General features: G+C 68.8%; 17 protein-coding genes. 13 read left to right on the top strand and 4 right to left on the bottom strand.

The window, feature by feature from the left end; translation table 11 throughout:
- Nucleotide 1 precedes the first annotated feature (1 nt).
- The 11 genes from ACN20J_RS47770 (at nt 2) to ACN20J_RS47720 (ending at nt 16281) form a co-directional block, all read left to right on the top strand.
- Entirely contained in the window at nt 2–1069 is a 1068-nt protein-coding gene (locus ACN20J_RS47770; RefSeq protein ID WP_419668564.1) for a LacI family DNA-binding transcriptional regulator, read from the top strand.
- Between the two features lie 109 nt (nt 1070–1178).
- Nucleotides 1179–2513, top strand: coding sequence for an ABC transporter substrate-binding protein (locus ACN20J_RS47765; protein WP_419668563.1), 1335 nt, complete (start codon nt 1179–1181; stop codon nt 2511–2513).
- A gap of 30 nt (nt 2514–2543) precedes the next feature.
- Nucleotides 2544–3473 carry a carbohydrate ABC transporter permease gene (locus ACN20J_RS47760; protein WP_419668562.1) on the top strand — a complete coding sequence of 310 codons (930 nt, stop codon included), beginning with the start codon at nt 2544–2546 and terminating at the stop codon, nt 3471–3473.
- A gap of 44 nt (nt 3474–3517) precedes the next feature.
- A complete protein-coding gene (locus ACN20J_RS47755; protein WP_419669084.1) occupies nt 3518–4360 on the top strand; it encodes a carbohydrate ABC transporter permease in 843 nt (280 codons plus the stop codon).
- A 100-nt stretch (nt 4361–4460) separates the two neighbouring features.
- Nucleotides 4461–6932 carry a CBM35 domain-containing protein gene (locus tag ACN20J_RS47750; RefSeq protein WP_419668561.1) on the top strand — a complete coding sequence of 824 codons (2472 nt, stop codon included), beginning with the start codon at nt 4461–4463 and terminating at the stop codon, nt 6930–6932.
- Nucleotides 6933–7071: 139 nt separating this feature from the next.
- Nucleotides 7072–8193 carry a phosphotransferase gene (locus tag ACN20J_RS47745; protein ID WP_419668560.1) on the top strand — a complete coding sequence of 374 codons (1122 nt, stop codon included), beginning with the start codon at nt 7072–7074 and terminating at the stop codon, nt 8191–8193.
- A 304-nt stretch (nt 8194–8497) separates the two neighbouring features.
- Nucleotides 8498–10948 carry an MMPL family transporter gene (locus ACN20J_RS47740; protein ID WP_419668559.1) on the top strand — a complete coding sequence of 817 codons (2451 nt, stop codon included), beginning with the start codon at nt 8498–8500 and terminating at the stop codon, nt 10946–10948.
- A 139-nt stretch (nt 10949–11087) separates the two neighbouring features.
- A complete protein-coding gene (locus ACN20J_RS47735) occupies nt 11088–12395 on the top strand; it encodes a sensor histidine kinase (protein WP_419668558.1) in 1308 nt (435 codons plus the stop codon).
- A gap of 432 nt (nt 12396–12827) precedes the next feature.
- Nucleotides 12828–13763 (top strand): SGNH/GDSL hydrolase family protein, encoded by a 936-nt coding sequence (locus ACN20J_RS47730; RefSeq protein ID WP_419668557.1) that lies wholly within the window; start codon nt 12828–12830, stop codon nt 13761–13763.
- Nucleotides 13764–14347: 584 nt separating this feature from the next.
- Nucleotides 14348–15553 carry a sensor histidine kinase gene (locus ACN20J_RS47725; protein ID WP_419668556.1) on the top strand — a complete coding sequence of 402 codons (1206 nt, stop codon included), beginning with the start codon at nt 14348–14350 and terminating at the stop codon, nt 15551–15553.
- Nucleotides 15554–15624: 71 nt separating this feature from the next.
- On the top strand, nt 15625–16281 hold the full coding sequence (locus ACN20J_RS47720) for a response regulator (protein ID WP_189842448.1): 657 nt from the start codon (nt 15625–15627) through the stop codon (nt 16279–16281).
- Here the strand turns inward: ACN20J_RS47720 and ACN20J_RS47715 are convergent.
- Both ACN20J_RS47715 and ACN20J_RS47710 read right to left on the bottom strand, forming a co-directional pair.
- On the bottom strand, nt 16251–16931 hold the full coding sequence (locus ACN20J_RS47715) for a DedA family protein (protein WP_419668555.1): 681 nt from the start codon (nt 16929–16931) through the stop codon (nt 16251–16253). The genes ACN20J_RS47720 and ACN20J_RS47715 overlap by 31 nt on opposite strands.
- On the bottom strand, nt 16928–17653 hold the full coding sequence (locus ACN20J_RS47710) for a class I SAM-dependent methyltransferase (RefSeq protein ID WP_419668554.1): 726 nt from the start codon (nt 17651–17653) through the stop codon (nt 16928–16930). Before ACN20J_RS47710 ends, ACN20J_RS47715 begins: the two co-directional genes overlap by 4 nt.
- A gap of 132 nt (nt 17654–17785) precedes the next feature.
- Here ACN20J_RS47710 and ACN20J_RS47705 point away from each other — a divergent pair, with 132 nt between their 5' ends.
- Together ACN20J_RS47705 and ACN20J_RS47700 are read left to right on the top strand one after the other, a co-directional pair.
- The gene (locus ACN20J_RS47705) at nt 17786–18931 is read left to right on the top strand and encodes a sensor histidine kinase (RefSeq protein ID WP_419668553.1); all 1146 of its coding nucleotides are present in this window, start codon (nt 17786–17788) and stop codon (nt 18929–18931) included.
- On the top strand, nt 18928–19578 hold the full coding sequence (locus ACN20J_RS47700; protein ID WP_190231457.1) for a response regulator: 651 nt from the start codon (nt 18928–18930) through the stop codon (nt 19576–19578). Before ACN20J_RS47705 ends, ACN20J_RS47700 begins: the two co-directional genes overlap by 4 nt.
- 136 nt (nt 19579–19714) lie before the next feature.
- Here the strand turns inward: ACN20J_RS47700 and ACN20J_RS47695 are convergent, their stop codons facing one another.
- Both ACN20J_RS47695 and ACN20J_RS47690 read right to left on the bottom strand, forming a co-directional pair.
- Nucleotides 19715–21571: a right-handed parallel beta-helix repeat-containing protein gene (locus ACN20J_RS47695; RefSeq protein ID WP_419668552.1), complete on the bottom strand. Its 1857-nt coding sequence runs from the start codon at nt 21569–21571 to the stop codon at nt 19715–19717.
- Between the two features lie 137 nt (nt 21572–21708).
- Nucleotides 21709–22704, bottom strand: a complete 996-nt coding sequence (locus ACN20J_RS47690; RefSeq protein WP_190231456.1) for a LacI family DNA-binding transcriptional regulator — start codon at nt 22702–22704, stop codon at nt 21709–21711.
- Nucleotides 22705–22893: the final 189 nt, after the last annotated feature.

The raw sequence follows: 22893 nt of genomic DNA, 5'->3' as shown, positions 1-22893 counted from the left end.
TGTGACCGGTCACAATCCTGGCATGAATGTGACCGGTCACACAAGGCGCTCGGTGAGTATCAGGGATGTCGCGACCGCGGCCGGGGTCTCGTACCAGACCGTCTCCCGAGTGATCAACGACCATCCCAGCGTCAAGCCGTCCACCCGGGAGCGGGTGCTCGCCGCCATCGACGAACTGGGGTTCAGGCGCAACTCCACCGCGCTCGCCCTCGCCAGCGGACGCAGCCGCGCCGTGACCGTGCTCACCTCCAACACCACGCACTACGGCTATGCCTCGGTCCTCCAGGGCATCGAGGAGGCGGCGCGGGCGGCCTCCTACACCGTGGGCATCGGCGTTCTCGAATCGGCCGACGGCGCCGACGAGGCGGACGTCGCCGCCCAGGTCCAGCGGTCGGCGGACGCCGGCGGCGGTCTGATCGTGATCGCATACGACCCGGCCGGTGTACGGGCCCTGGGCGCGGTGCCCGCCGATCTGCCGGTCGTCGGCGTGGTGGAGACCCCCGCGAGCCCGCCCCGCGACGACCGCCCCTGGGTGTGGGCAGACGACCGCGAGGCCGCCTACAAGGCGACCCGCCATCTGCTCTCCCTCGGCCACAAGACCGTGCACTACGTCGCCATCCCGTCCAGCACCCGGCGCACCAGCGCCCGTACCAGCGGCTGGCAGCAGGCACTCAAAGAGGCCGGAGCGCCGCAACCCCGCCCGCTGCAAGGGAGTTGGGGCCCGGCGGGCGGCCACGCGGCGGGCCTCAAACTCGCGGGGAACCCGGACGTCACCGCGATTCTGTGCGGCAACGACGACCTCGCGCTCGGAATCATCCGCGCCCTTCACGAGACGGGCCGGGCGATCCCCGGCGACGTCAGCGTGGCCGGGTTCGACGACGCCCCGCACTCCGCCTATCTGACCCCGTCGCTGACGACCGTACGGCTGGACTTCACCGGGCTCGGACGGTCCGCGTTCGCCCTGCTGCACGGCGTGCTGGAGGAGTCCGCGCCGATCGCCCCGCACCCCGTCTCCGTACCGGAACTGGTCGTTCGGGAGAGCTCGGGGCCACCGCCCGGACGCGAGTGACCCCTCTCCCGCTCCCCTTGCTTCGCTCCACCCGAACCGCCCGCTCGCACCTCCTCAGTTGGACCGCTTTCCGATCCGCCGACCTGAGCCCGTTCGCGAAAGGCACACCATGAAGAGAAGAGCCCTGCCCGCGCTGGCTTTCATATGCGCCGCCGCTCTGTCCGTCACCGCGTGCAGCGACCCCACCGCCGGCGACTCCGGTTCCTCCTCCGACCCGGGCGGCAAGCAGACGAAGGTCGACCCGACCGCACGCCTGGACGGCGTGAAACTGACCATGTGGACCGCGCAGAACACCATCAACGCGCCGAAGCAGGTCATCGACGCCTTCGAGAAGGCCACCGGCGCCAAGGTCGAGGCACAGGCCATCCCCGACCCGTACGAGCAGAACGTGCCGACCAAGCTCGCCTCCGGCGACAAGCCGGACCTGATGTTCTGGCAGCCGTCCATCTCCACGCTGCCCTTCATCCAGCCGAAGCAGAACCTCCTGGCCCTCGACGGGGAGGAGTGGGAGTCCAAGCTCGGTGACACCGAGAAGTCGCTCGGCATCATCGACGGCAAGCGGTACGCGGCGATCGTCACCAGCCCCTCCATGCTCGGCGTCTACTACAACAAGGACGTCTTCAAGGAAGCCGGGCTCACCGAGAAGGACTTCCCGAAGTCGTACGACGAGTTGCTGGCACTCGGCAGCACCATCACGGACAAGACCGACGCGGCCGGCTTCTACGAGGCAGGCGGCGACAAGTGGCCGCTGCAGTGGCAGACGCAGGTCCAGCTCACCGACCTCGACAAGCAGTGGTGGGCCGACCTCAACCAGAACAAGGAGAAGTGGACCGACCCGGTCGTCGTCGGCGCCATCAAGAAGTACAAGGAGAAGCTGCTCGACGCCGGGCTCGCGCAGAAGAACTACAAGACCGGCACCTTCACCGGGCAGGCCGACTCCCTCTGGAAGGGCGAGTCCGGCATGGTCCTCAACGTCACCTCGTTCCAGAGCCAGTTGCAGGCCAAGTACTCCACGGCCGAGATCGACAAGAAGATCGGCTGGTTCCCGATCGCCAACTCCTCCGCGACGGGCATGTATTCCCCCGACCAGACCAATGGCGTGGTCGCGTTCAAGACGGGTGACGAGAAGCGGCAGAACGCCGCCCGCCAGTTCATGGCCTTCTGGCTCGGGCCGGACTACCCCGACTACATCAAGGCGATGAAGATCCCCTCCGTGCAGCCGTCCGTGCCGACCCCCGACGGCCTTCCCGAGGCGTCGAAGGACCAGGTCGCCGCGCTGCCGACGGCCATCGGTGTCTTCCAGGCCAAGGCGATCGTCGCGCCCGACACCCACCTGTACCTCGCCGACATGCTCTACGGGAAGAAGAGCCCGCAGCAGGTCGCGCAGGCGATCCAGGACCAGTTCGCCCAGGTGGCCAAGGCCCAGGGCGCGACCGGCTTCTAGACCGACCGACCCGACGGGCAGGAATTTCCGATGGCGGACACGGCCATACGCACGCGCACGCAGAAACCGGCGCCCGCCAAGGGACGGGCAAGAAGGGTGGGACGGCTGCCCCGCGCCGCCGTCCACCACCCCTGGTGGTTCGCGCTCCCCGCGATCGCCGTCTTCGCGGCCTTCTTCCTGGTGCCGAACCTGCTCAACTTCTACTACCCGTTCACCAATTGGTCCTCGTACCACGCGGACATCGCCTTCACCGGCCTCGACAACTTCAAGACCATCGCCGACGACGGCTCACTGCTCCGGGCGATCCGTACGACCCTGGTGTACGCCCTGCTGGCGGCGGTCTTCCAGAACGGCTTCGGGCTGGTGCTGGCGCTGCTGCTGGAGGCGGACTCCCGGTTCAACCGGTTCTTCCGCGCCGTCTTCTTCCTGCCGGTGCTCATCTCGGCGCTCGCCACCGGCTACGTCTTCCAGGCGCTGCTGAACCAGGACGGCGCCGTCAACGGACTCCTCGGCACGAACATCCCCTGGCTCGGCTCGACGACCTGGACGCTGGTCCTGGTCACCGTCATTCACGGCTGGAAGTGGATGGGCCTTTCCATGCTGATCTATCTGGCCGGTCTCAAGGGCATCCCCGGCGAGATGCTGGAGGCCGCGAAGTGCGACGGGGCCGGGCCGTGGCGGACCTTCTGGTCGGTGCGCTGGCCGATGCTGGCGCCCGCGCTCACCTTCAACGTCACCACGGCGCTGATCGGTTCGATGAACACGTTCGACATCGTGCAGGCCACGACGGGCGGCGGGCCCGCGGCCTCCACGGAGGTCTTCAACATCTACATGTTCCGCATCTTCGGACAGGGCCTGTACGCCCAGGCCTCCGCGATGAGCCTCGTCCTCTTCCTGGTCGTGGTCGCCGTCGCCATCCCCCTCGTCATCGGACTGCGCCGAAGGGAGCAACTGCTGTGAGCACCACCGCGAATACCCCGTCCGCCGCGTTTCCCGTGTCCGCTGTGCGTCGCGCGTCCGCCGTGCACCCCGCCTGGCGTTACGGCCGTCCGGCGCTCGTCCTGCTGATCGCCGGGCTCGCCGTGGGCGTACCGCTGTGGCTGGTCGCCGTCACCTCCGCCAAACCGCAGGCCGAAGCGATCACGCCCAACCTGGACCTGCCGCGGCAGTGGCAGCCGGCCAGCAACTACGAGGACGCCGTCAGCCAGGGCGAGATGCTGCGCGGCTTCCTCAACTCCCTGCTGGTCGTGGTGCCTTCGGTCGCCCTCGTGCTGATCCTCGGGGCAGGCGCAGCCTGGGTCTTCGCGCGCCGCAAGTCGAAGCTGGTCTCGACGGCGTACGCGCTCTGCATCAGCGGGCTGCTGCTGCCGCCGGCCGTCATCACCATCGTCATGGAGCTGCGGCAGCTCGGGCTCGCGGGCACCCGGCCCGGGATGATCGCCGTCTACACGGGGATGTACCTCTCGACGTCGATCTTCTTCATGACCGGCTTCATCCGGGCCATCCCCGTGGAGCTGGAGGAGGCCGCGCGGATGGACGGCGCGACGCCGCTGCGGGTCTTCCGGCAGATCATCCTGCCGCTGCTCAGGCCGGTCATCGCCACCGCGACGATCATGGTGATGCTCTACGCCTGGAGCGACATCTTCTACGCCTTCTTCGTCCTCGGCGGCGGAGAGAAGGCGACCCTGCCGCTCAACCTCTACAAGGTCGCCAGCGCCCAGCTCTACCTCAACAACTGGCATCTCGTCTTCGCGTACGTCGTGGTGATGAGCCTGCCCATGGTCGCCATCTTCCTGGTGGCCCAGCGAAGGATCGTGTCCGGAATCACCAGTGGAGCCGTCAAATGACTGGAGGTCCAACAGCGTGAGCACCCCCACCCGTACGAGATCCCGCACCGGGTCCCGCACCAGAACCGCCCTTGTCACAGCCGTACTTGGAGTCACCGCCATGGCAGGCACCCTCCCCGCGGCGGGGACCGCGACCGCCGCAGCCGACCCGCAGCGCGTCACCGTCGACCTCGACGCGTCCGAAGGCCCGGTGATGCACGGCGCCAACGGCACCCTGTACGGGCTCAGCGACGACGGCGTACCCAGTGACGCCGTGCTGGCGCCCTTGAAGATCACCAGCGTCTCGCAGAAGCCGGAGGGCGGCGCCCAGCACCCCAACGGCGACGCGCTCACCGTCTCCAAGTCGTTCTTCCGCAACGGCGGCGGCGAGATCCTGGTGATGATGCAGGACATCTACTCCAAGTGGCCGTACGAGGATCTCGGCATCGACGACTACCTCCCCAAGGTCGACAAGATCGTCGAGGAGGTGTCGGCCGACCCGAACAGCGAACGCTTCGTCTACATCCCCTTCAACGAGCCCGACCAGATCTGGTACAACCTCGGCACCTCCAACCAGGCGCAGTACGAGATCAACCGGGACCGGTTCTTCAAGGACTGGAAGACGGTGTACGAGCGGATCCGCGCGATCGACCCCGACGCCAGGATCGCCGGTCCGAACGAATCCGGCTATCACACACGCCTGTTGACCGACTTCCTCGCCTTCGCCAAGCGGGAGAACGTCCTTCCCCAGATCATGACCTGGCACGAGCTGGACTCCAGCTCGCTGCGTAACTTCCAGGGGAACTACGACAGTTACCGCACGATCGAGAAGAACCTCGGCATCGCGCCGCTGAAAATCAACATCGACGAGTACGCCAATCGCCGCGACCTGTCCGTGCCCGGGCAACTCGCCCAGTGGGTCTCGATGTTCGAGCGGAACAAGGTGTACGCCAACCAGGCCTACTGGGACGCCGCCGGCAACCTCGACGGCAACGTGGTGCGTTCCAACATCCCCAACGGCGGCTGGTGGTTCTTCCGTTGGTACGCCGGACTGACCGGCAACACCGTCAAGGTGACCCCGCCGCAGGCCAACACCATCGACACCCTCCAGGGTCTGGCCTCGTACGACAAGAAGCGGCGCCAGGCGCAGGTCCTGCTCGGCGGCTCGGCCGGTGACTCCGACGTCGTCGTCCAGAACGTCTCCCGGTCCGTCTTCGGCCGTACGGTCACCGCGACCGTCGCCGAGTCCGCCTGGTCGGGCTACGAGGGTCAGCACGCGGCTCCGCGTGTCCTCACCCGTACGAAGGTGAAGGTGGCGGCCGACGGTTCGGTGACGGTCCCGCTGCGCGGCATGCACAAGATGTCCGCCTACCGGATCGCCCTCACCCCCGGCGGTTCGGGCACCCCGTCCACCGCTTCCGTCCCCTGGTCCGCTTCGTACGAGGCCGAGGACGCGGCCATCACCGGAGGCCAGGTCTACACCCAGGGCACGGTCAGCAACGCCAACGGTTACGCGGCCTCCGGGACGAAGGACGTCGGCTCGCTCAACACCGCTTCCAGCAAGGTCGAGTTCACGGTGGACGTGCCCTCGGCCGGGACGTACGACCTGGCGATCCTGTACGGCAACCAGTCCGGGACACCGGCCACGCAGAAGCTCTCGATCGACGGCGGGGACCCGGTCACGGTCTCCTATCCCTCCACCGAGAACTGGACCTACCGCGCCAAGAAGGACGTCGGCATCGAACTCCCGGCCGGTCGGCATGTGTTGACGCTGGCCAAGGGCGACGCCGAGGTCACCCTCGACCGCATCGACCTGACCGCCCGTACCGGCGCCGCGCCTTCCGCGTCGTACGAGGCCACGCTGGCCGACATCAGCGGCAAGCCGTCGTACGACTACTCCTCCTCGGCCGAGGTCGGCACGGGCGCCCTGGTCCTGCGCTCCGGTGACAAGGCGGTCTTCGACGCCTACGCACCGCGCGACGGCTACTACACGGTGGTGTCGCGCGCCTCCGAGGCGGTGAAGCTCGAACTGCACGGTGAGAAGGTGACGGCGTCACCCGGCCGGGCCCTGCGGCTGTACCTCGTGGCGGGCAACAACCGGATCGCGATGACGGCCAAGGGAGCCTCCGTCCGCTCCCTCGACGTCTCGGGCGCCGGTTCGACATCAGGCACCCTCTCCTACGAGGGCGCCTCAGCCACCCTCGCGGGCGGCGCCAAGCTCGTCGACTCCGCCCACGCCTCCGCCGGTTCCTACATCGGCTGGCTCGGCAACAGCGCTTCCAGCACTGCCGAGTTCACGGTGGACGCGCCCAAGTCCGGCCGCTACATGCTGGTCGTCCACTACGCGCACAACGACCGGCGCGACAACGGCCACTCCTACAACACCGACATCATGTCCCGTACGGCGGACATCACAGTGGGGACCTCCGCTCCCCAGAAGGTCACCTTCAAGAACACCTGGAGCTGGGACGACTACTGGACCGTGGGCGTCCCGGTCGATCTGAAGAAGGGCTCCACCAAGGTCACGTTCGGGAACGCGAGCGCCTGGGCTCCCAACATCGACCGGATCGAACTGGGGCGAGTCATCGGCTAACCGGCCGACTCCCCCCTGACGGCACACACGTTGCGCTCGTCGTCGGGGAGGCCGGGGCCGACACCGGGCAGGTCAGGGTGTCGGCCCCGGCCGTCGCGGGACACGGCGAGGGTGGTGGCCGAGGAGGTAGTGGGCGGGGATGAGCGCTGCCACTGACTCCGTCATGGGGACGACAGTAGGGCGCTGGGAGCTGAACTCCCGGTTGGTGAGCGCGGCCCGGAGCTGTCGGGTCAGCGCGAGTGTGTGGGTCACGGCGGAACCGCGCGGTGATCGCGGCGCAGATCGGCCAGACGAGCGGGGCGACCAAGCTGCCGTCAACGAGGAACCCCATGGTGATGAGGGCGCCGCCCATGACGCCGACGATCCCGTGTGCGGCGACACCGGACAGGCGTGGGACGAGCAGGCCGATGTCGGCGAAGAGCTCCACGTTCTGCTCGCCGCGGTATCGCGCCTGGTCACCTATCGCCGCCGCACGACGCGATCGGCGGCTGTGGTGGGGACCACGATGATTCAGAGTGGAGGGATGTCTGAATCCTCTTTGCCGGGTGGCTTCGTCAATCACGTCGTACGGGTCGGTGCCACGGTGCGCCGCCCTGTGTCAGCCAGGACGGAGTTCGTCGCCGAACTGCTGAGGTTGCTTGAGGCCCGTGGCTGGTCCGGTGCACCGCGGTACCTGGGTCTCGATGAGGACGGGCGTGAGGTTCTCACCTACCTTGACGGGCACGTGGCCTGGGAACGGGAGCAGCCGTCAGCCGTGGGCTCCGAGGAGAGTCTGTTGCTGGTCACCCGGCTCGTGCGGAAGTTCCATGATCTGACGGCAGGCACCGAACTGGCCGGGTCACAGGAGGTCGTCTGTCACAACGATCTCTCGCCGAAGAACACGGTCTACCGATCAGTCGGCGGCGCCTTGCGCCCGGTGGCGTTCATCGACTGGGACTTGGCGGCCCCGGGCGCACGTATTCACGATGTCGCCCACGTGTGCTGGCAGTACATCGGTCTCGGGCCAGGGGTGAGAGACATCGACGAAAGCGCGCGGCGGTTGCGGCTGGTCGCCGACACCTATGGGCTGGCCGATCGGGATGACCTCGTCCCGGCCGTCTTGTGGTGGCAGGACAGGTGCTGGCGCGGCATCGAGGCTGCTGCGCAGGCGGGTGACCGGGCGATGATCGGCCTTCGAGACGCCGGCGCAGTCACGGATGTCCAGGCTGCCTGGCAGTGGGTGCTGGACCACCGGGGCGTCCTGGCTCGCGCACTGCGATGACGTACTCGGTTTCGGGCCTCGTCCCTGCCGACGACGAGGACGATGGCACACCGCGTGCAGCCACCGTGATGGACGCCCGCGCCACAGCGCTTTTTGGGGGACTGTGCGGACAACAGACTCACGGTGAAGGCAGGTTGGATCGATCCCGGGGAGCTCCGAAGTCAGTGGTACTGCGGTACTAGCCGCTTCCGCCGGATTCCGTTCCGCGGTACGGGATGGTCGCCCGGTACCGCTCCTAGGTTGAGATCGCGGGTCAGTCAGGCCCAGCTCACCCAATGATCTCTTCTTCTGGTGGGAGTAATCCGTGGCCACCTTCCTCTATCGGCTCGGCCGACTGGCGTTCCGGCGACGACGCCTCGTCGTGATGCTGTGGGTCGCCGTCCTGGCTGCCATCGGCATCGGCGTCATGAGTGCGCCCGGCACATCCTCCGGGGCCCTGAGCGTTCCGGGCACGCAATCGCAGAGGGCGATCGACCTGCTGCAGAAGGAGTTCCCGCAGGCCTCCGCCGACGGCGCCACCGCGCGGGTGGTGTTCGAGGCGCCCAGCGGGCAGAAGCTCACCTCCGCCGCCAACAAGGCCGAGGTCGAGTCCCTGGTGGCGAAGCTGGAGAAGTCGCCGCAGGTGTCGGGCGTCTCCGACCCCTTCAGCAGCGGCCTGGTCAGCAGGTCCGGCTCCATCGCCTACGCCCAGGTGTCCTACAAGGTCGCCGAGGCCGACGTCAGCGGCGCGGCCCACTCCGTCCAGACCGATGTCGTCGCCCAGGGCGAGAAGGCCGGTCTGAAGGTGAGCCTGGGCGGCAACGCCGTCAAGGACAAGGCCGCGAGCAAGGCGGCCGAGCTGATCGGCGTCGGGGTCGCCGCCGTTGTTCTGGTGATCACCTTCGGCTCGATGATCGCGGCCGGTTTGCCCCTGCTCACCGCGATCCTCGGGGTGGCCGCGGCCGTCCTGTCCGTCACGCTCGCCACCCACTTCTTCGACCTGGCCTCGTCCTCCACGACCCTGGCACTGATGCTGGGCCTGGCCGTCGCCATCGACTACGCCCTGTTCATCGTCTCCCGCTACCGCAACGAGATCCGCGACGGCCACGAACCCGAGGAAGCCTGCGGACGTGCCGTGGGCACCGCCGGGTCCGCGGTCGTATTCGCGGGTCTGACCGTGATCGTCGCGCTGAGCGGCCTGAGCGTCATCGGCATCGCCATGCTCACCTCCATGGGGCTGGCCTCCGCCTTCGCCGTGGCCGTCGCCGTGGTCATCGCGCTGACCCTGCTGCCCGCCATGCTCGGCTTCGCCGGTATGCGGATCATGAAGGGCAGGATGCTGACCCGCCGTATGAAGGCGCTGGAGCGCGGCGAGGGCGAGTCGACGGGGGTGCGCTGGGCGAGGTTCGTCACCCGCAACCCGGTCAAGGTGCTCGCCGTCTCGGTGGTGGGCCTGGCCCTGGTGGCCATCCCCACGATGTCCCTGAAGATGGCCCTGAACGACGACTCGGGAAAGCCGCCCGGCAGCACCCAGCGCATCGCCTACGACACCCTCAGCAAGGGCTTCGGACCGGGCTTCAACGGCCCGCTCACCGTGGTCGTCGACGCCCGGGACAGCGACGATCCCAAGACAGCCGCAAAGAGCGCGTACAGCATGCTGGGCAAGCTCGACGATGTCGCGGCCGTCCGTCCTCCCTCCTTCAACGAGTCGGGCGACGTGGCCCTGATCGGCGCCGTCCCCAAGAGCGCCGCCACCAGTGAGGCCACCAAGGACCTCGTGGGCGAGATCCGCGGCCATGGCACCGCCCTGCACCAGGACACCGGCGCCGACCTGATGGTCACCGGCCTGACCGCCGTCAACATCGACGTCAGCACCAAGCTCTCCGACGCGCTCATCCCCTACCTGGCCATCGTCGTGGGCCTGGCCCTGGTCCTGCTCCTGCTGGTCTTCCGGTCGATCGTGATCCCGCTCAAGGCCGCCCTCGGCTTCCTGCTCAGCGTGGTCTCGACCCTCGGTGTCCTGGTCGCGGTCTTCCAGTGGGGCTGGCTGAAGGATCTCTTCGGCGTCGACCAGACCGGCCCCATCGTCAGCCTGCTGCCCATCGTGCTGATCGGCGTAGTGTTCGGACTCGCCATGGACTACGAGGTCTTCCTCGTCTCCCGCATGCGGGAGGAGTACGTCCATGGTGCCGAACCCACACAGGCCGTCGTGCAGGGATTCCGGCACAGCGGCCGGGTGGTCACCGCCGCCGCGGTCATCATGGTCTCCGTCTTCTCCGGATTCCTCCTCGACGACGAAGCTCTGATCAAGTCCATCGGCCTGGGGCTCGCCACCGCCGTGTTCTTCGACGCCTTCGTCGTCCGGATGACCATCGTCCCCGCGGTGATGACCCTGCTCGGCCACCGCTCCTGGACCCTGCCGAAGTGGCTCGACCGGGTCCTGCCGAACGTCGACGTCGAGGGCGAGAAACTGCGCCACGCGCTCGAAGCCGAGCAGACGGACCCCGCTCCTGAACCCGTACTCGCCGGCGTCGCCGCCGGGGTCAACGCGGGCTCCGACGGCCACGGCGCCGCCCACGCCTTCACCGGCTTCCACGCTTCTGGCGACCCGGACACGCCGGTACCTGCCCAGCGGGCCGCGGGGAAGGCACGCGGACTGTCCAGGTTCAAGCAGCGCCTCGCACGGGGCGGCGAGGCCACAACCCCTGCCGACTCGGCGGAGTCGGAGGCGCCGGCCCGCAGGAAGCTGCTGAAGAACCCGATGCGCAGGAGTTGACGAGAGCGAGCCGTAGCACCGGCTTCCGCACCGGCTCCTGACGTGGCGGCCGACTCTCATCGGCCGTCTCCCCTGCCCCGCCCGTCGGCCCGATCCCCCGGGGCCGGCGGGCGGCCCGACATCGCGAAGGACCTGTCCCGTGACCGCACCCAGTGCCCCCGTTCCCGCCCCACGCCCGGACGAGCGCCAGTTCCTTCAGACCCTGGCGAGCGATCCCGAGCAGCGGGTGATCGTCTCGGTCGTCTCCCGGCTCTCCTCCTGGAGTCGGGCCGACCGGGCCCGTCCCTGGGTCCGGCAGTGGGGGGTCCCGGTGTTCTGCTTCGCGGTCGGAAGCGACGCCTACACCAATCCCCACAACGTCGGCGACCCCCAGCTGCCGATCATCCTCGCCTTCTGCATCCCGCTGCTGTGGCGGGACCGACGCCCCATGCTGGTCTTCGCCCTCACCACGGCCGTTTCCGTCGTGGCTCTTCCTCTGGGCGTGCTGACCGGCGCCGAATTCGCCCGGGTGGTCGCCCTCTTCAATGTCGGCCGTCACTGCAGCCCACGCCAACTGGCGGTCGCCACCGGCGTCACCCTCGTACAACTCGTCGCACGGGCCTACTTCTTCTGGCGCGGCCAGCAGCTGGAGTACGTCACGCGTCCGGAGCCCGTGACCTTGATGGTGATGGTCGCCGTAGTGGCGTTCGCGGCACTGGGCCTGCTCCTGCGGCTGGCCTACGCCTACATCGACGCGCTGAAGAAACAACGCGACCAACAGGCCCGTCTCGCCACAGCGCAGGAACGCGCCCGCGTCTCCCGCGAGATGCACGACATCCTCGGCCACACCCTCGCCGTCATCGTCGGCCTCGCCGACGGCGCAGCCGGCCTCACCGAGACCAAGCCCGAACGCGGCGCCCAAACCCTCCGCACCATCAGCGCCAGCGGCCGCGACGCCCTGGCCGAACTGCGCCGCCTGCTCGCCGTCATCGGCGACGACCGCGAAGGTCAGGGCCGGCCGCACGACGCCCCGCTCGCTCCGCAGCCCGGCCTCGCCGACCTCGACGCGCTGCTCGACCGGGTCCGCGCCGCCGGCCCCACCGTCGCCCTGTACGCGCACGGCGATCTCACCGGCCTGACCCCTGGGCTCCAGCTGTCCGCCTACCGCATCATCCAGGAGGCCCTGACCAACACCGTCAAGTACGCCGCCTCCGACACCTCGGTCCACGTCTCCGTCGCCGCCGACCCCGGCATCGTACGCATCACCGTTGAGGACACCGGCCCGGCCCGCACCCACGTAGGCCGTGGCGGGACGGGCAGCGGCCGGGGCCTGGCCGGTATGCGCGAGCGCGCCACCCTGTACCGGGGCGAGGTCACCGCCGGAACCAACCGTGAGGGCGGCTGGACCGTCCACGCCCTGCTGATGCCCGACGCGCCTGCCGACGCCATGGAGAAACGCCCCGATTGACACTGTCTTCATGGCAGAAACGCCAAGCCCTGCCGCGGCTTGGCGTTTCGGCAGCCCGCAAGGGGCCCATCCCGGCGAGGGCGCGAGCTCTTGGCCGTTGTCGCCGCCCGGTCAGGAGCGGCGCGCGCCCCACTACACGGGACCGGCCTGTCCGGCCTTGACCGCCCCGAGTCGACGCGCCTTCCTACCGCGGTACTACTCGGCACTGCCGCAATCGGTCCCGCGGTGCCGACGACAAGCGTGTTTCCCCACTTAGGTTGACCGCAGGTTCGCAAATACCCCCTCCCCGCCGTGATCCGGGCAAGCCTTCCACCACCCCGGCGGCCCTACCGGTCCCGCTCCGCTCCGGGCACCACCGCCCATCGCCCCCAGTCCCCTGCGCGCGGTGTCCGCCCAGCAGTTGGTCATCTGTGACGACGACAGGAGAAACCCATGGGACCGTTTGCACGCGCAGGTCTGGCCGGGATCGTGAGCTGCGGTGTTCTGCTCACCGCCGTCCTCGTCGGACGGCCGGACGACGACCACGGGAGCTCCGGGGGCGAGCGACCGCGGCCGGGGCCCTACGTCGCTCTCGGCGACTCCTACACCTCCGGCCCGAAGATCCCCCGACAGTCCGGAACCCCGGCCGGATGCGACCGCTCCGACCACAACTATCCGGCGGTGGTGGCACGCCAACTCGGTGTCACGGCTGCCGACTTCCGTGACGTGTCCTGCAGCGGCGCCACGATCACCGACCTCACCGCGCCGCAGAAGACGTCCAACGGCATCAACCCCGCCCAACTTTCGGCCCTTTCGAAGGGGACGCGGCTGGTCACCCTCGGCATCGGAGGCAACGACATCGGCTTCGGCTCGACGGTCACGAAATGCGTCACGATGGGTGCGATGTACCGTGCGATCCGCAGCGACCGCCTCTTCTCCGACGATGCGCCCTGCAAGAAGCAGTACGCCGACAGCGGCACCGACGAAGTGACACAGAAGATCCGGACTGCGAGCCGAAAGCTGTCCACGGCACTGGCCGAGATCGAACGGCGTGCGCCGAAGGCCCGGGTCTACGTCGTCGGCTATCCGGCGATCCTGCCCGTCGAAGGCAAAGGCTGCGGCAGGGAACTGCCCCTCGCACCCGGCGACGCGACCTACCTCCACGACAAGGGGAAGCAGCTCAACACCATGCTGCGCGGGCAGGCCGAGGCCGCTGGAGCTACGTACGTCGACACCTACTCCCCGTCAGTCGGTCACGACGCCTGTTCCGCGGAGAAGACCCGCTGGATAGAGCCCCTCCAGCCCAGCAGCCCGGCCGCCGCCGTCCACCCGAACGCGCACGGCGAGAAGGGCATGGCCGACGCCGTGCTCCGTGCGATCGGCGCCTGAACGCTCGTAGGAGACAGGAACTTCCAGCCTCCGGAGGCCTGCCTGTCCGACCTGCCCGCTCCACCGCGCCCGCCATCTGGTACCCCGGTACTAGTCGGCGCCGCGGCATTCCCTCCCGCGGTGCCGTGGCATCGGTCGTTTCCGCTTCTAGGTTGAAGCCCGGGACAGAGCGGGCCCGTCCAGGCAATGACGTCTTTACCCGGCGGGAGCAACTTCGTGGCCATCGTCCCGCACCGACTGGGGCCGGTCGGCGTGTCACCCACCACCACTGAAGGTGCTGCCTTCTCCCGATGTTCGGTGCACGGCTCCCGCGGCGGGGGCGGTGACCAGGGCAGGACGACGGCCGATCCCGAACCCTTGTCAGCCGTACGATCGCGAAAGAGCTGTCGGCCCCGGTCGGCGTTCTCCCCCAGTCGCCGCCCGTCCGTCCATTCCCCCCGGGACAGGCGAGCGGCTCGCCTGCACCGCGAAGGGCACAGACCTTGACCCCCACGACCCCACAGGATTCCCGGCCCGGTCGACACCTCTCCGGTCGCCCCGAGTTGCCCGAGGCACTGACGACCGATGACGAGCAGCGTGTGATCGTGTCCATCATCGCCCGGCTGTCTTCCTGGCGGTGGGCGGACCGGACCCACCCCTGGGTCCGGCGGTGGGGCGTACCACTGTTCTGCGTCGCCCTGGGCCTGCCCTCCGTACTCAGTTCCGCCGGCGAGTCCGGCGTCGCCGAAGAGTTGGCCCTCACCCTCGCACTGACTGTTCCCCTGCTGTGGCGGGAGCGCAGGCCCATGCTCGTCTTCGCGCTCACCACCGCCACCGCTGTACTGACGGCCTACACAGGTGTCCTCGACAGTGCCAATGCCGGCGCCGACCTCGCACGTCTCGTAGCCCTGTTCAACGTGGGCCGCTTCGCCACCCCCGGCCGTCTGCTCATCGCCCTGGCCGTCTCCCTGACACAGCTCGTGGCCTGGGCCGCCGGGCTCTGGGGCGACAGTCAGCCGAAGTTCGCCGCACGCCCGGAAATCCTCATACTGCTGGGGATGGTGACGGTGACGGCCGTCGTCGGCCTCGGCCTCGCCACCCGCCTGGTGAACGTCGTCATCGCCGCCCTGCAGAAGGAGAAGGACCAGCAGGCCCGCCTCGCCGTCGCCCAGGAACGCGCCCGCGTCTCCAAGGAGATGCACGACATCCTCGGCCACACCCTCGCCGTCATGGTCGGCCTCGCCGACGGCGCAGCCGGCCTGACGGAGACAAAGCCCAAGCGCGGTGCCGAGACCCTGCGGACCATCGCCGACAGTGGCCGCGGCGCCCTCACCGAACTGCGCCAACTCCTCGCCGTCATCGGCGACGACAACGACCGGCCGCACGATGGCCCGCTCGCCCCGCAACCCGGCCTCGCCGACCTCGACCCGCTGATCGAACGCGTCCGCGCCGCCGGCCCCAGCGTCACCCTCGGCACCGACGGTGACCTCACCGCGCTGGCCCCCGGCATTCAGCTCGCCGTCTACCGCATCGTCCAGGAAGCTCTCACCAACACCCTCAAGTACGCCGCCGCCGACACCTCCAGCAGCGTCCGGGTAACCGTCGCGCACGGCACGGTCCACGTCGACGTCGAGGACACCGGCCCCCTCCGCTCGCCCCGGGCCCGGAGACGGAGCACCGGAAGCGACCGCGGTCTGATCGGCATGCGTGAACGTGCGGCCATCTACCAGGGCCAGGTAACCGCCGGACCCAACCGTGAAGGCGGCTGGAGCGTCCACGCCCGCCTCCTGACCATCCCGCCCTCCCTCTAGCTCTCGACTCCTCCCCCCTCCATTAGCAGGGAGGTACCCCCACCCACTTCCGGAACGGAGAACCCCCGCACATGACCACCGTGCTCATCGTCGACGACCAGGCCCTGCAACGTCTCGGCTTCAGCATGCTCCTGGAGCAGCAACCCGACCTCACCGTCATCGGTGAAGCCACCCACGGTGCCGAAGCCGTCCGCAAGACCGCCGAGCTCAAGCCCGATGTCGTCCTGATGGACGTCCGCATGCCCGGCATGGACGGCATCGAGGCCACCAGACGCATCGTCGAGTCCGGAGGACGCTCCCGCATCCTGGTCCTGACCACCTTCGACCTCGACGAGTACGCCTACGACGCCCTGCGCGCCGGGGCGTCCGGGTTCCTGCTGAAAGGCGTCCTGCCCGACGAACTCGTCGCCGGCATCCGCGCGGTGGCCGTCGGCGACGCCGTCATCTCGCCCGGTCTGACCCGCAAGCTCATCGATGCATTCGGCAGCCGTCTGCCGGGCCACACACCCGGCCAACAACGGCAGCTGGCCCGTCTCACCAACCGCGAACGCGAGGTACTCACCGCCATCGCGTCCGGCTGGAGCAACACCGAGATCGCCGAACGCCTCTCCCTCGCCGAGTCCACCGTCAAGTCACATGTGGGCAGCATCCTCACCAAGATCGAGGTCCGGGACCGGGTCCAGGCCGTGATCTTCGCCTACGACGCCGGCCTCGTCAGGCCCGCCTGAGCGTGGCCGGAAGACTGCGGCTCGGGCTCGGGCTCCGGTTCCTGGGCCGGAGGAGACGGACGGCGCCCTCTTCGCCACAGCAGCGAGCCCCCGATCGCCATCAGAGCGACCAGGGCGAGGGCTGGACCGCCCAGCGTGAGGACGCGCTGGAGCGAGGTCGCGGCGGCGTATCCGACACCCGCTTCCGCTGTGGCCCACACACAAGCGGCGACGACACTGTACGGAGCGATGCGCCGGTAGGGCAGGCGAGTGGCCCCCGCGGAGTGTGGGGCGAGGGTGCGCACCACCGGCACGAAGCGGGCCACGAAGACCGCTCGGCCACCGTGGCGCGCCATCAGCGTCTCGGCCCGGTCCCACGCGGTATCCGGAACGCGACGGCCCATGTGGCCGCCCCGCAGCCGGTCACCGAGATACCTGCCGGTGCGGTGGGCCAGGAAGTCGCCCGCCATCACGGCACCGGATGCGGCTGCGATGACGAGGAGAAGGTTGACGTGGCCGGTGCGGGCCAGCGCGCCGGCGGTCAGGAGCAGGGTCAGCGTCGGCACGAAAGCGCCGACGAGAAGGACCGACTCGGCCAGGACCGCAGCGGCCACCACCGTGTACGCCGCGGCCGGCGAGAGGTGGCCGAGGATGTCGGAGAGCGCGTTCACCGACTCAACCTGTCCAGCCGCGGCTCGAGCTGGTCCGCGGAGACGAGGGGACGTTGCAGATGCCAGACGTAGGCGGGGGGAACGTTGGCCCATACCGTCCAGCGGCCCGTGGCGTAGGTGCGCTGGTAGGCGGCCATGATCTCGTCCACGGCGGCGTGGCGGCGTGCTTCCGCTCGCGATGCCGTCAGGGCGCGGGCCTTGCGCGTGCCGAGGTAGGCGAAGTAGGTCAGCGTGCCGCCGGGATGGAGGAGCTCCATGTAGCGGGCCATGATGCGATCGACCTGCACGGGCGTGAAGTTGGTCAGGGGCAGCCCGGAGACGATGACGTCGTACCGCTGATCGGTGTCGAGCTGCTCGACGTAGGTCTGATGCACGTTCACCTGCGCGGACGCGGCTGTCAGGTGCGGGTGCGTGGTGACGAGACCGCGCAGTCGCGCGGCGAAACGTGGGTTGGCCTCGACGATGTCCAGGCGGCTGCCCCGGGACAACTGCGGTATCAGGGCCCGGGTGACCGGGCCGGTGCCGGCGCCGGCTTCCAGGACTGCAAGCGGGTGGGGTGCCTGAGCCCGTACGGGGTCGGTGAGCACGCGAGCCAGGGACTTGCCGCTGGGAGCTATGGCACCCGTGGTGCGCAGATCACGGGCCGCTTCGATCAGGAACATCCAGCCTTCGGCATTGCGCTGCGTAAGGGCACGGTCGTGGGAGGTGGTCCGGTCGTTCATGGAATTGACGCTAGAAAGCCGTGCCCGACATGCGATCCGCCGTTATGCGACGGCGTCCCCCTACGAAAGTAGGGGGAGGACATCAACGATCGTCAGACGGAACAGCGCACCGGTCTGCCTAGGATGGCCCGGGTGAGCAGCAGAGAAAGCCGCAGATGGGCGGCCTACGGGCGTGGGGCCCTCGTGGCCCTGTGCGTACTGGCCGCCGTGCTCAACGACGCGGCGCACCAGGGGCGCTACCTGGCCGCCGTCACGGCCACGGCGCTGGTGTGCGGAGCGGCCCTGCTCGTGCCCCGGCTGCGATGGCCCGCTGCGCCGGTGCTGGTCACCGTGGCCACGGCGTGGTGGGGATCCTTGCTGCTGCCCATGCTGGCAGTCGCCCTGTACGACCTGGCCGTGAACCGCCGGGCGCGGATCGCGGTGGGCTGTGCTGTCGCCGCGCTGGGCGCCAACCTGTTCAGCTACCGGGCCACCTCCCTGTGGACGGGCCAGTCCTACGCGTCCACGGTGTTCCTGCCGGTGCTGGCCGTGCTCGTCGGGCTGTGGCTGGGCAGCCGACGCCGTCTGCTCCAGGCACTGGCAGCCGACGTCGACCACCTACGAATCGAGGCCCAGCTGCGCGAGGAGGCGGCCCGCATCGCGGAGCGGTCCCGTATCGCCGCCGAGATGCACGACGTCCTGGCCCACCGTCTGAGCCTGATCGCCCTGCACACCGGTGTCCTGGCCACCAAGAGCGACGCACTGCCCGCACCGGTCACCGAACGCCTCGCACTGCTGCGCACGACGTCCGTCGAGGCCCTCACCGATCTGCGCGACGTCCTCGGTGTGCTGCGCGACCACGACGCCGCGCCGACCAGCGCGGCCCTCACGCCGATGATGAGGGAAGTGGGGGAACTGGCCGACGAGGCCCGCGCCGCCGGCCAGCACATCGAGCTGACCACCGACGGCCTTCCCGAACAGGCTCCCACCACCCACCGACTGGCCGTGTACCGCATCGTCCAGGAAGCACTGACCAATGCCCGCAAGCACGCCGACGGTGCCCCGGTGACCGTACGCATCGACTACGGGCCGCCCGCCACACTCGTCGAGGCCACGAACCCCCCTGGCACTCCCCGCACGGACACCGTCGGCAGCGGATACGGACTCGTCGGCCTGCGCGAACGCGTCACCGCCCTCGGCGGGCACCTGAACTCCGGCCCGGCCGGTGCGGGCGCCTGGCGGCTGGCCGCACGCATCCCCCACCCCGCCGGCATCGAACAGAACGGCACCCGCACATGATCCGCACCATGATCGTCGACGACGACGCCCTGGTCCGCCTCGGCCTGGCCGACCTCCTGGACGGCGACCCCGGCATCGAGGTCGTCGCCCAGGCCCCGGACGGCCTCAAGGCCATCGAACTGGCCACCGCCCACCGCATCGACGTCGCTCTGGTCGACGTACGCATGCCCCGCATGGACGGCATCACCGCCACCGCCCGCCTGCGAGCCCTCCCCCATCCGCCGAAGGTGATCACCCTGACCACCTTCGACCTCGACGAGTACGTCTACAACGCCCTCGCCGCCGGAGCCGACGGCTTCCTGCTCAAGGACACCGACCCCGCCGAAATCCTGCGCGCCGTCCACCTGGTGGCCGCCGGCTCGGCCATGCTCCACCCCACCGCGGCCCGCCGGCTCATCGACCGCTACCACGCGGCCGGCCGGCCCGAAGCAACCGCTGCCAAGGCCCGGCTGGACCAGCTCACCCCCCGCGAACGCGACGTGCTCGCCCTGCTCGCCCACGGCGACACCAACGCCGACATCGCCGCCCGCCTCGCCATGCGCGAGAGCACCGTCAAGGCCCACGTCAGCCGTGTCCTGACCGCCCTGGAAGTCACCAACCGCGTCCAGGCCGCCCTGCTGGCTCGCGACGCGGGACTCACAGCCTGACGAGCGGAGTACGGAAACACGGCAGCCGAGGTCCGACGAACGATACGACGTGATCGTCTCCAGGCTGCCGCTGACCGACTTCACCTACGTCGAAGGCCGCTTGACGCCAAGGCAGTTGCCGAATCCAGTAGCCAAGTCAGTCCGTGACCACTGATGTGTTCAGGCCCTTGTCGTAGCGGTTGTGGGCGATCCGGAGGCCTGAACTGCCGTGGAAGACGAACAGTGGAGAGGCGTACGGCGGGTGAGCCGGTCCGTCCAGTCGCCGGACGGTGTTGCCGGTGAATGCGAACCCGCCGACGCTCTTCGCGTTGACGATGGTGACGTCACCGATGTCGAACGAGTTGTGTTCGACCGAGATGTTGCGATGGACGGGAGTCGCCGGGGCGATGACCTGGTTGGTCGGCTCCACGAAGATGACCGGGCCGGTGGGCCGGGTGAAGGTGTTGCCGCGGATCGTGAGGTCGGAGACCGGGCCGGACTCGTACCACTGGTAGGCGTCGGCGGAGACGTAGATGCTGGCCATGGACATCCCGTCGAACCGGTTGCCGGTGATCAGGACGGGTTTGCGGGTGGTGACCAGGATGCCGCGGGTCGGCACGTTGCGGAACACGTTGCCGGAGATGACGACCGACGGGGTGGCCGTGATGTTCTCGACGACCGTGCCGCCGATCTCGACTTCGGCGGAAACCGGACGGTCGAAGGTGACGGTCATGGTGGTCAGCGGCTTGTCGTGGTCCATCCCGCTCGGCCCGTCGACGGCGGTGACCTTCGCGTGCGCCGACGCCAGCGCGGACATCGTGCGCTTGGTGGCGAACTCGACCTTGTCACCCGGGGCGAACTGCGGGAATCCGGCGGTCTGCGGGTGCTTGTAGGCGAGGGTGAGGGTGGACGGCCCGGGTTTCCCCACGACTTCGAGGTACGTGCCGTGGATGTTGATCGGGTCGTCGTGCGGACCGTCGAAGACGCTCCGGGTGATCGAGACCTTCCCCTTGACGCCGGACATCTGCACGAAGTCCGCGAACGAGGACGTCGACCGGCCGGACCTCGGATCGGGCGCGAAGTTCACCTTGTCGATGGAGATGTTCTCGCTGAACTGGCCCACCACACCGAAGGATTGGAGGTAGTAGGCGTTCATCGAGCGCATCGTGACGTTCTTGGACTCCCAGATGAACGCCCCCGGTTCCGTTCGCTCGATGAGGCGCATCTGGTAGACGAGCCCGGCGTCCGCCGGCCGTGCCGCGGTGGTGTAGTCGATCCGGATCCGGCGTCCGCCGAGGTCGGTGACCGCGGCGACGTCGTTGAACAGCGGGTTGTCTGCGCGCCAGGTCCGTTGCGCCTTGGGGTCGTGGATCTGCGTGTACTGGAGTCCGTCGACACCTGACCAGTACGGCTGCCCGGTGGCCGGGCTCTTCTCGCCGAGCCAGGTGATGTGCGTGCCATTCACCTCGTACGGGCTGCCTGCCGGGATCTTCAGGACGCGGTAGGCGTGCCCGTCGGCGACACCGGTGGTGGCGACGGTCGCGTCGATGACCTGGGGGGCCGCGTAGTCGAAGGAGAAGTTCGTGAAGGTGACGTCGGTCGAGCGGATCGACGCGAACGCCGTCTGCAGGCCGTGGTAGACGAGTTTCGCCCCGCGACCGTCGATGGTGACATCGTGCATGTCCTCGACGAGCAGCCCGATCTTCTTGTCGCGGTAACGCTGGTCGGCCCCCACGGTGTTGGACACGTACAGCTCACGTGTCTCGGCCCGCTCGGGGTAGATCTGGTAGGTGCCCTTCGAGAACACGATCCTGACCGGCCGATCACGATCGACTCTCTTGGCGTGCCGGAGCGCCGCGACGACGGCGGGTGTCGAGTCCCTCCTGCCGGTGGGGTCGGCTCCGTAGGCGTCCACGTCGACCACCACAGGCCTCGTCTTCGGCGCTGCGGCGACAGGACTCCCGCCACCTACGAGCAGCGCGAGCGCCACCCCGAGAAACACGAACCGAGACATAGCCCCTCCGGAGCACCCATGAGCCACCAAACACCCGATGAATAAGCAGAGTTGCCGCCAATGATCTGGCCGGATCCCCGAATGGAGTGTCCATAGACCCGACCTCTAGGTCAATGGTCTGGACGAACAAGGGGAACTCACGCCTTCGGTACCGCCGTGCTCGCGCGGATCACCAGTTCGGGGTCGAAGAGGAGTTCACCGACGGGGACGTCCCGGTTGCCGACCAGGGCGAGGATGCTGCGTCCCACCTCCGAGGCCAGCCGGTCGGCCGGCTGACGGACCGTGGTGAGCGGAGGGTCGACGAAGTCCATGATCATGGAGCCGTCGTAGCCGACGACCGACACATCGCCCGGGACGTCGTACCCCTGACGGCGCGCACCGCGGATCGCACCCAGGGCCATGTAGTCGCTGGCGGCGACGATCGCCGTGGCGCCGCGGCCGAGGAGCGAGATCGCGGCGGACTGGCCGCCCTCGACGGTGTAGGACTGCCGGACCACCCACTGTTCAGGGTCCTGGACACCGCGTTTGGCGAGCGAGGCGACGAAGCCGTTGACACGGCGGTCGGCCGGGCGGTTGCCGACCGGGCCCGACGCCATGCCGATACGGCGGTGGCCGAGCCGGTGGAGGTGGTCGACGGCGAGTTCAGCGGCGAGTAGGTCGTCGGTGGAGAAGACCGGCGCCTCGCTCACGCCCTCGAACTGGCCGTTGATCCCGACGAACGGGATTCTGCGGGAGCGCAGGAGTTCGTACGCCTGCGGGTCCGCGCCCTCAAGTGTGTTGCTTGCCGAGAGGAACACGACCGCCGCGACACCCCGGTCGGCGAGGGAGGTCACGAAGTCCAGCTCCTGCACTCCACCGGGGAAGCACGGGCACAGGACCGTCTTGAGGCCGTGCGGGGCGAGGATGGACTCGATCCGTTCTGCGACATCGGCGAAGAACGGGTTGGAGACCAACTCGGTGACGACCGCGACGAGTTGACCCCGCATCTGCCGCTCGTACCCCAGGTCGGCCATCGCCTGCTCGACCGCCTCGCGGGTCTTGCTCGACACACCCTGACGCCGGTTGATGACCCGACTGACCGTGGCCTCGCTCACCCCCGCCCGGTCCGCGACCTCGGTGATGCCGACCTTCATACGGTTCCCTCCGTCACCCCTGGTGCCCACCGGCCGACAGGACGCTCACGAGACCGGCCGGGACAGACTTGCAAGTTCTCACTGAAAACTTTCAGCTAGAACTTCCGTTCAACGTAGCAGTCAACTTGCGTGTCTTCCATGTTTCTTGCGCATGACCATTGAATAGCCTCTTCGGCCCCTGCTAGCTTT

Source organism: Streptomyces sp. 2-1 (genome assembly GCF_048564895.1).
GTDB lineage: Bacteria > Actinomycetota > Actinomycetes > Streptomycetales > Streptomycetaceae > Streptomyces > Streptomyces phaeochromogenes.
Note: the sequence above shows the minus strand (reverse complement) of the source record. Positions and strands in the feature narration are given on the sequence as shown.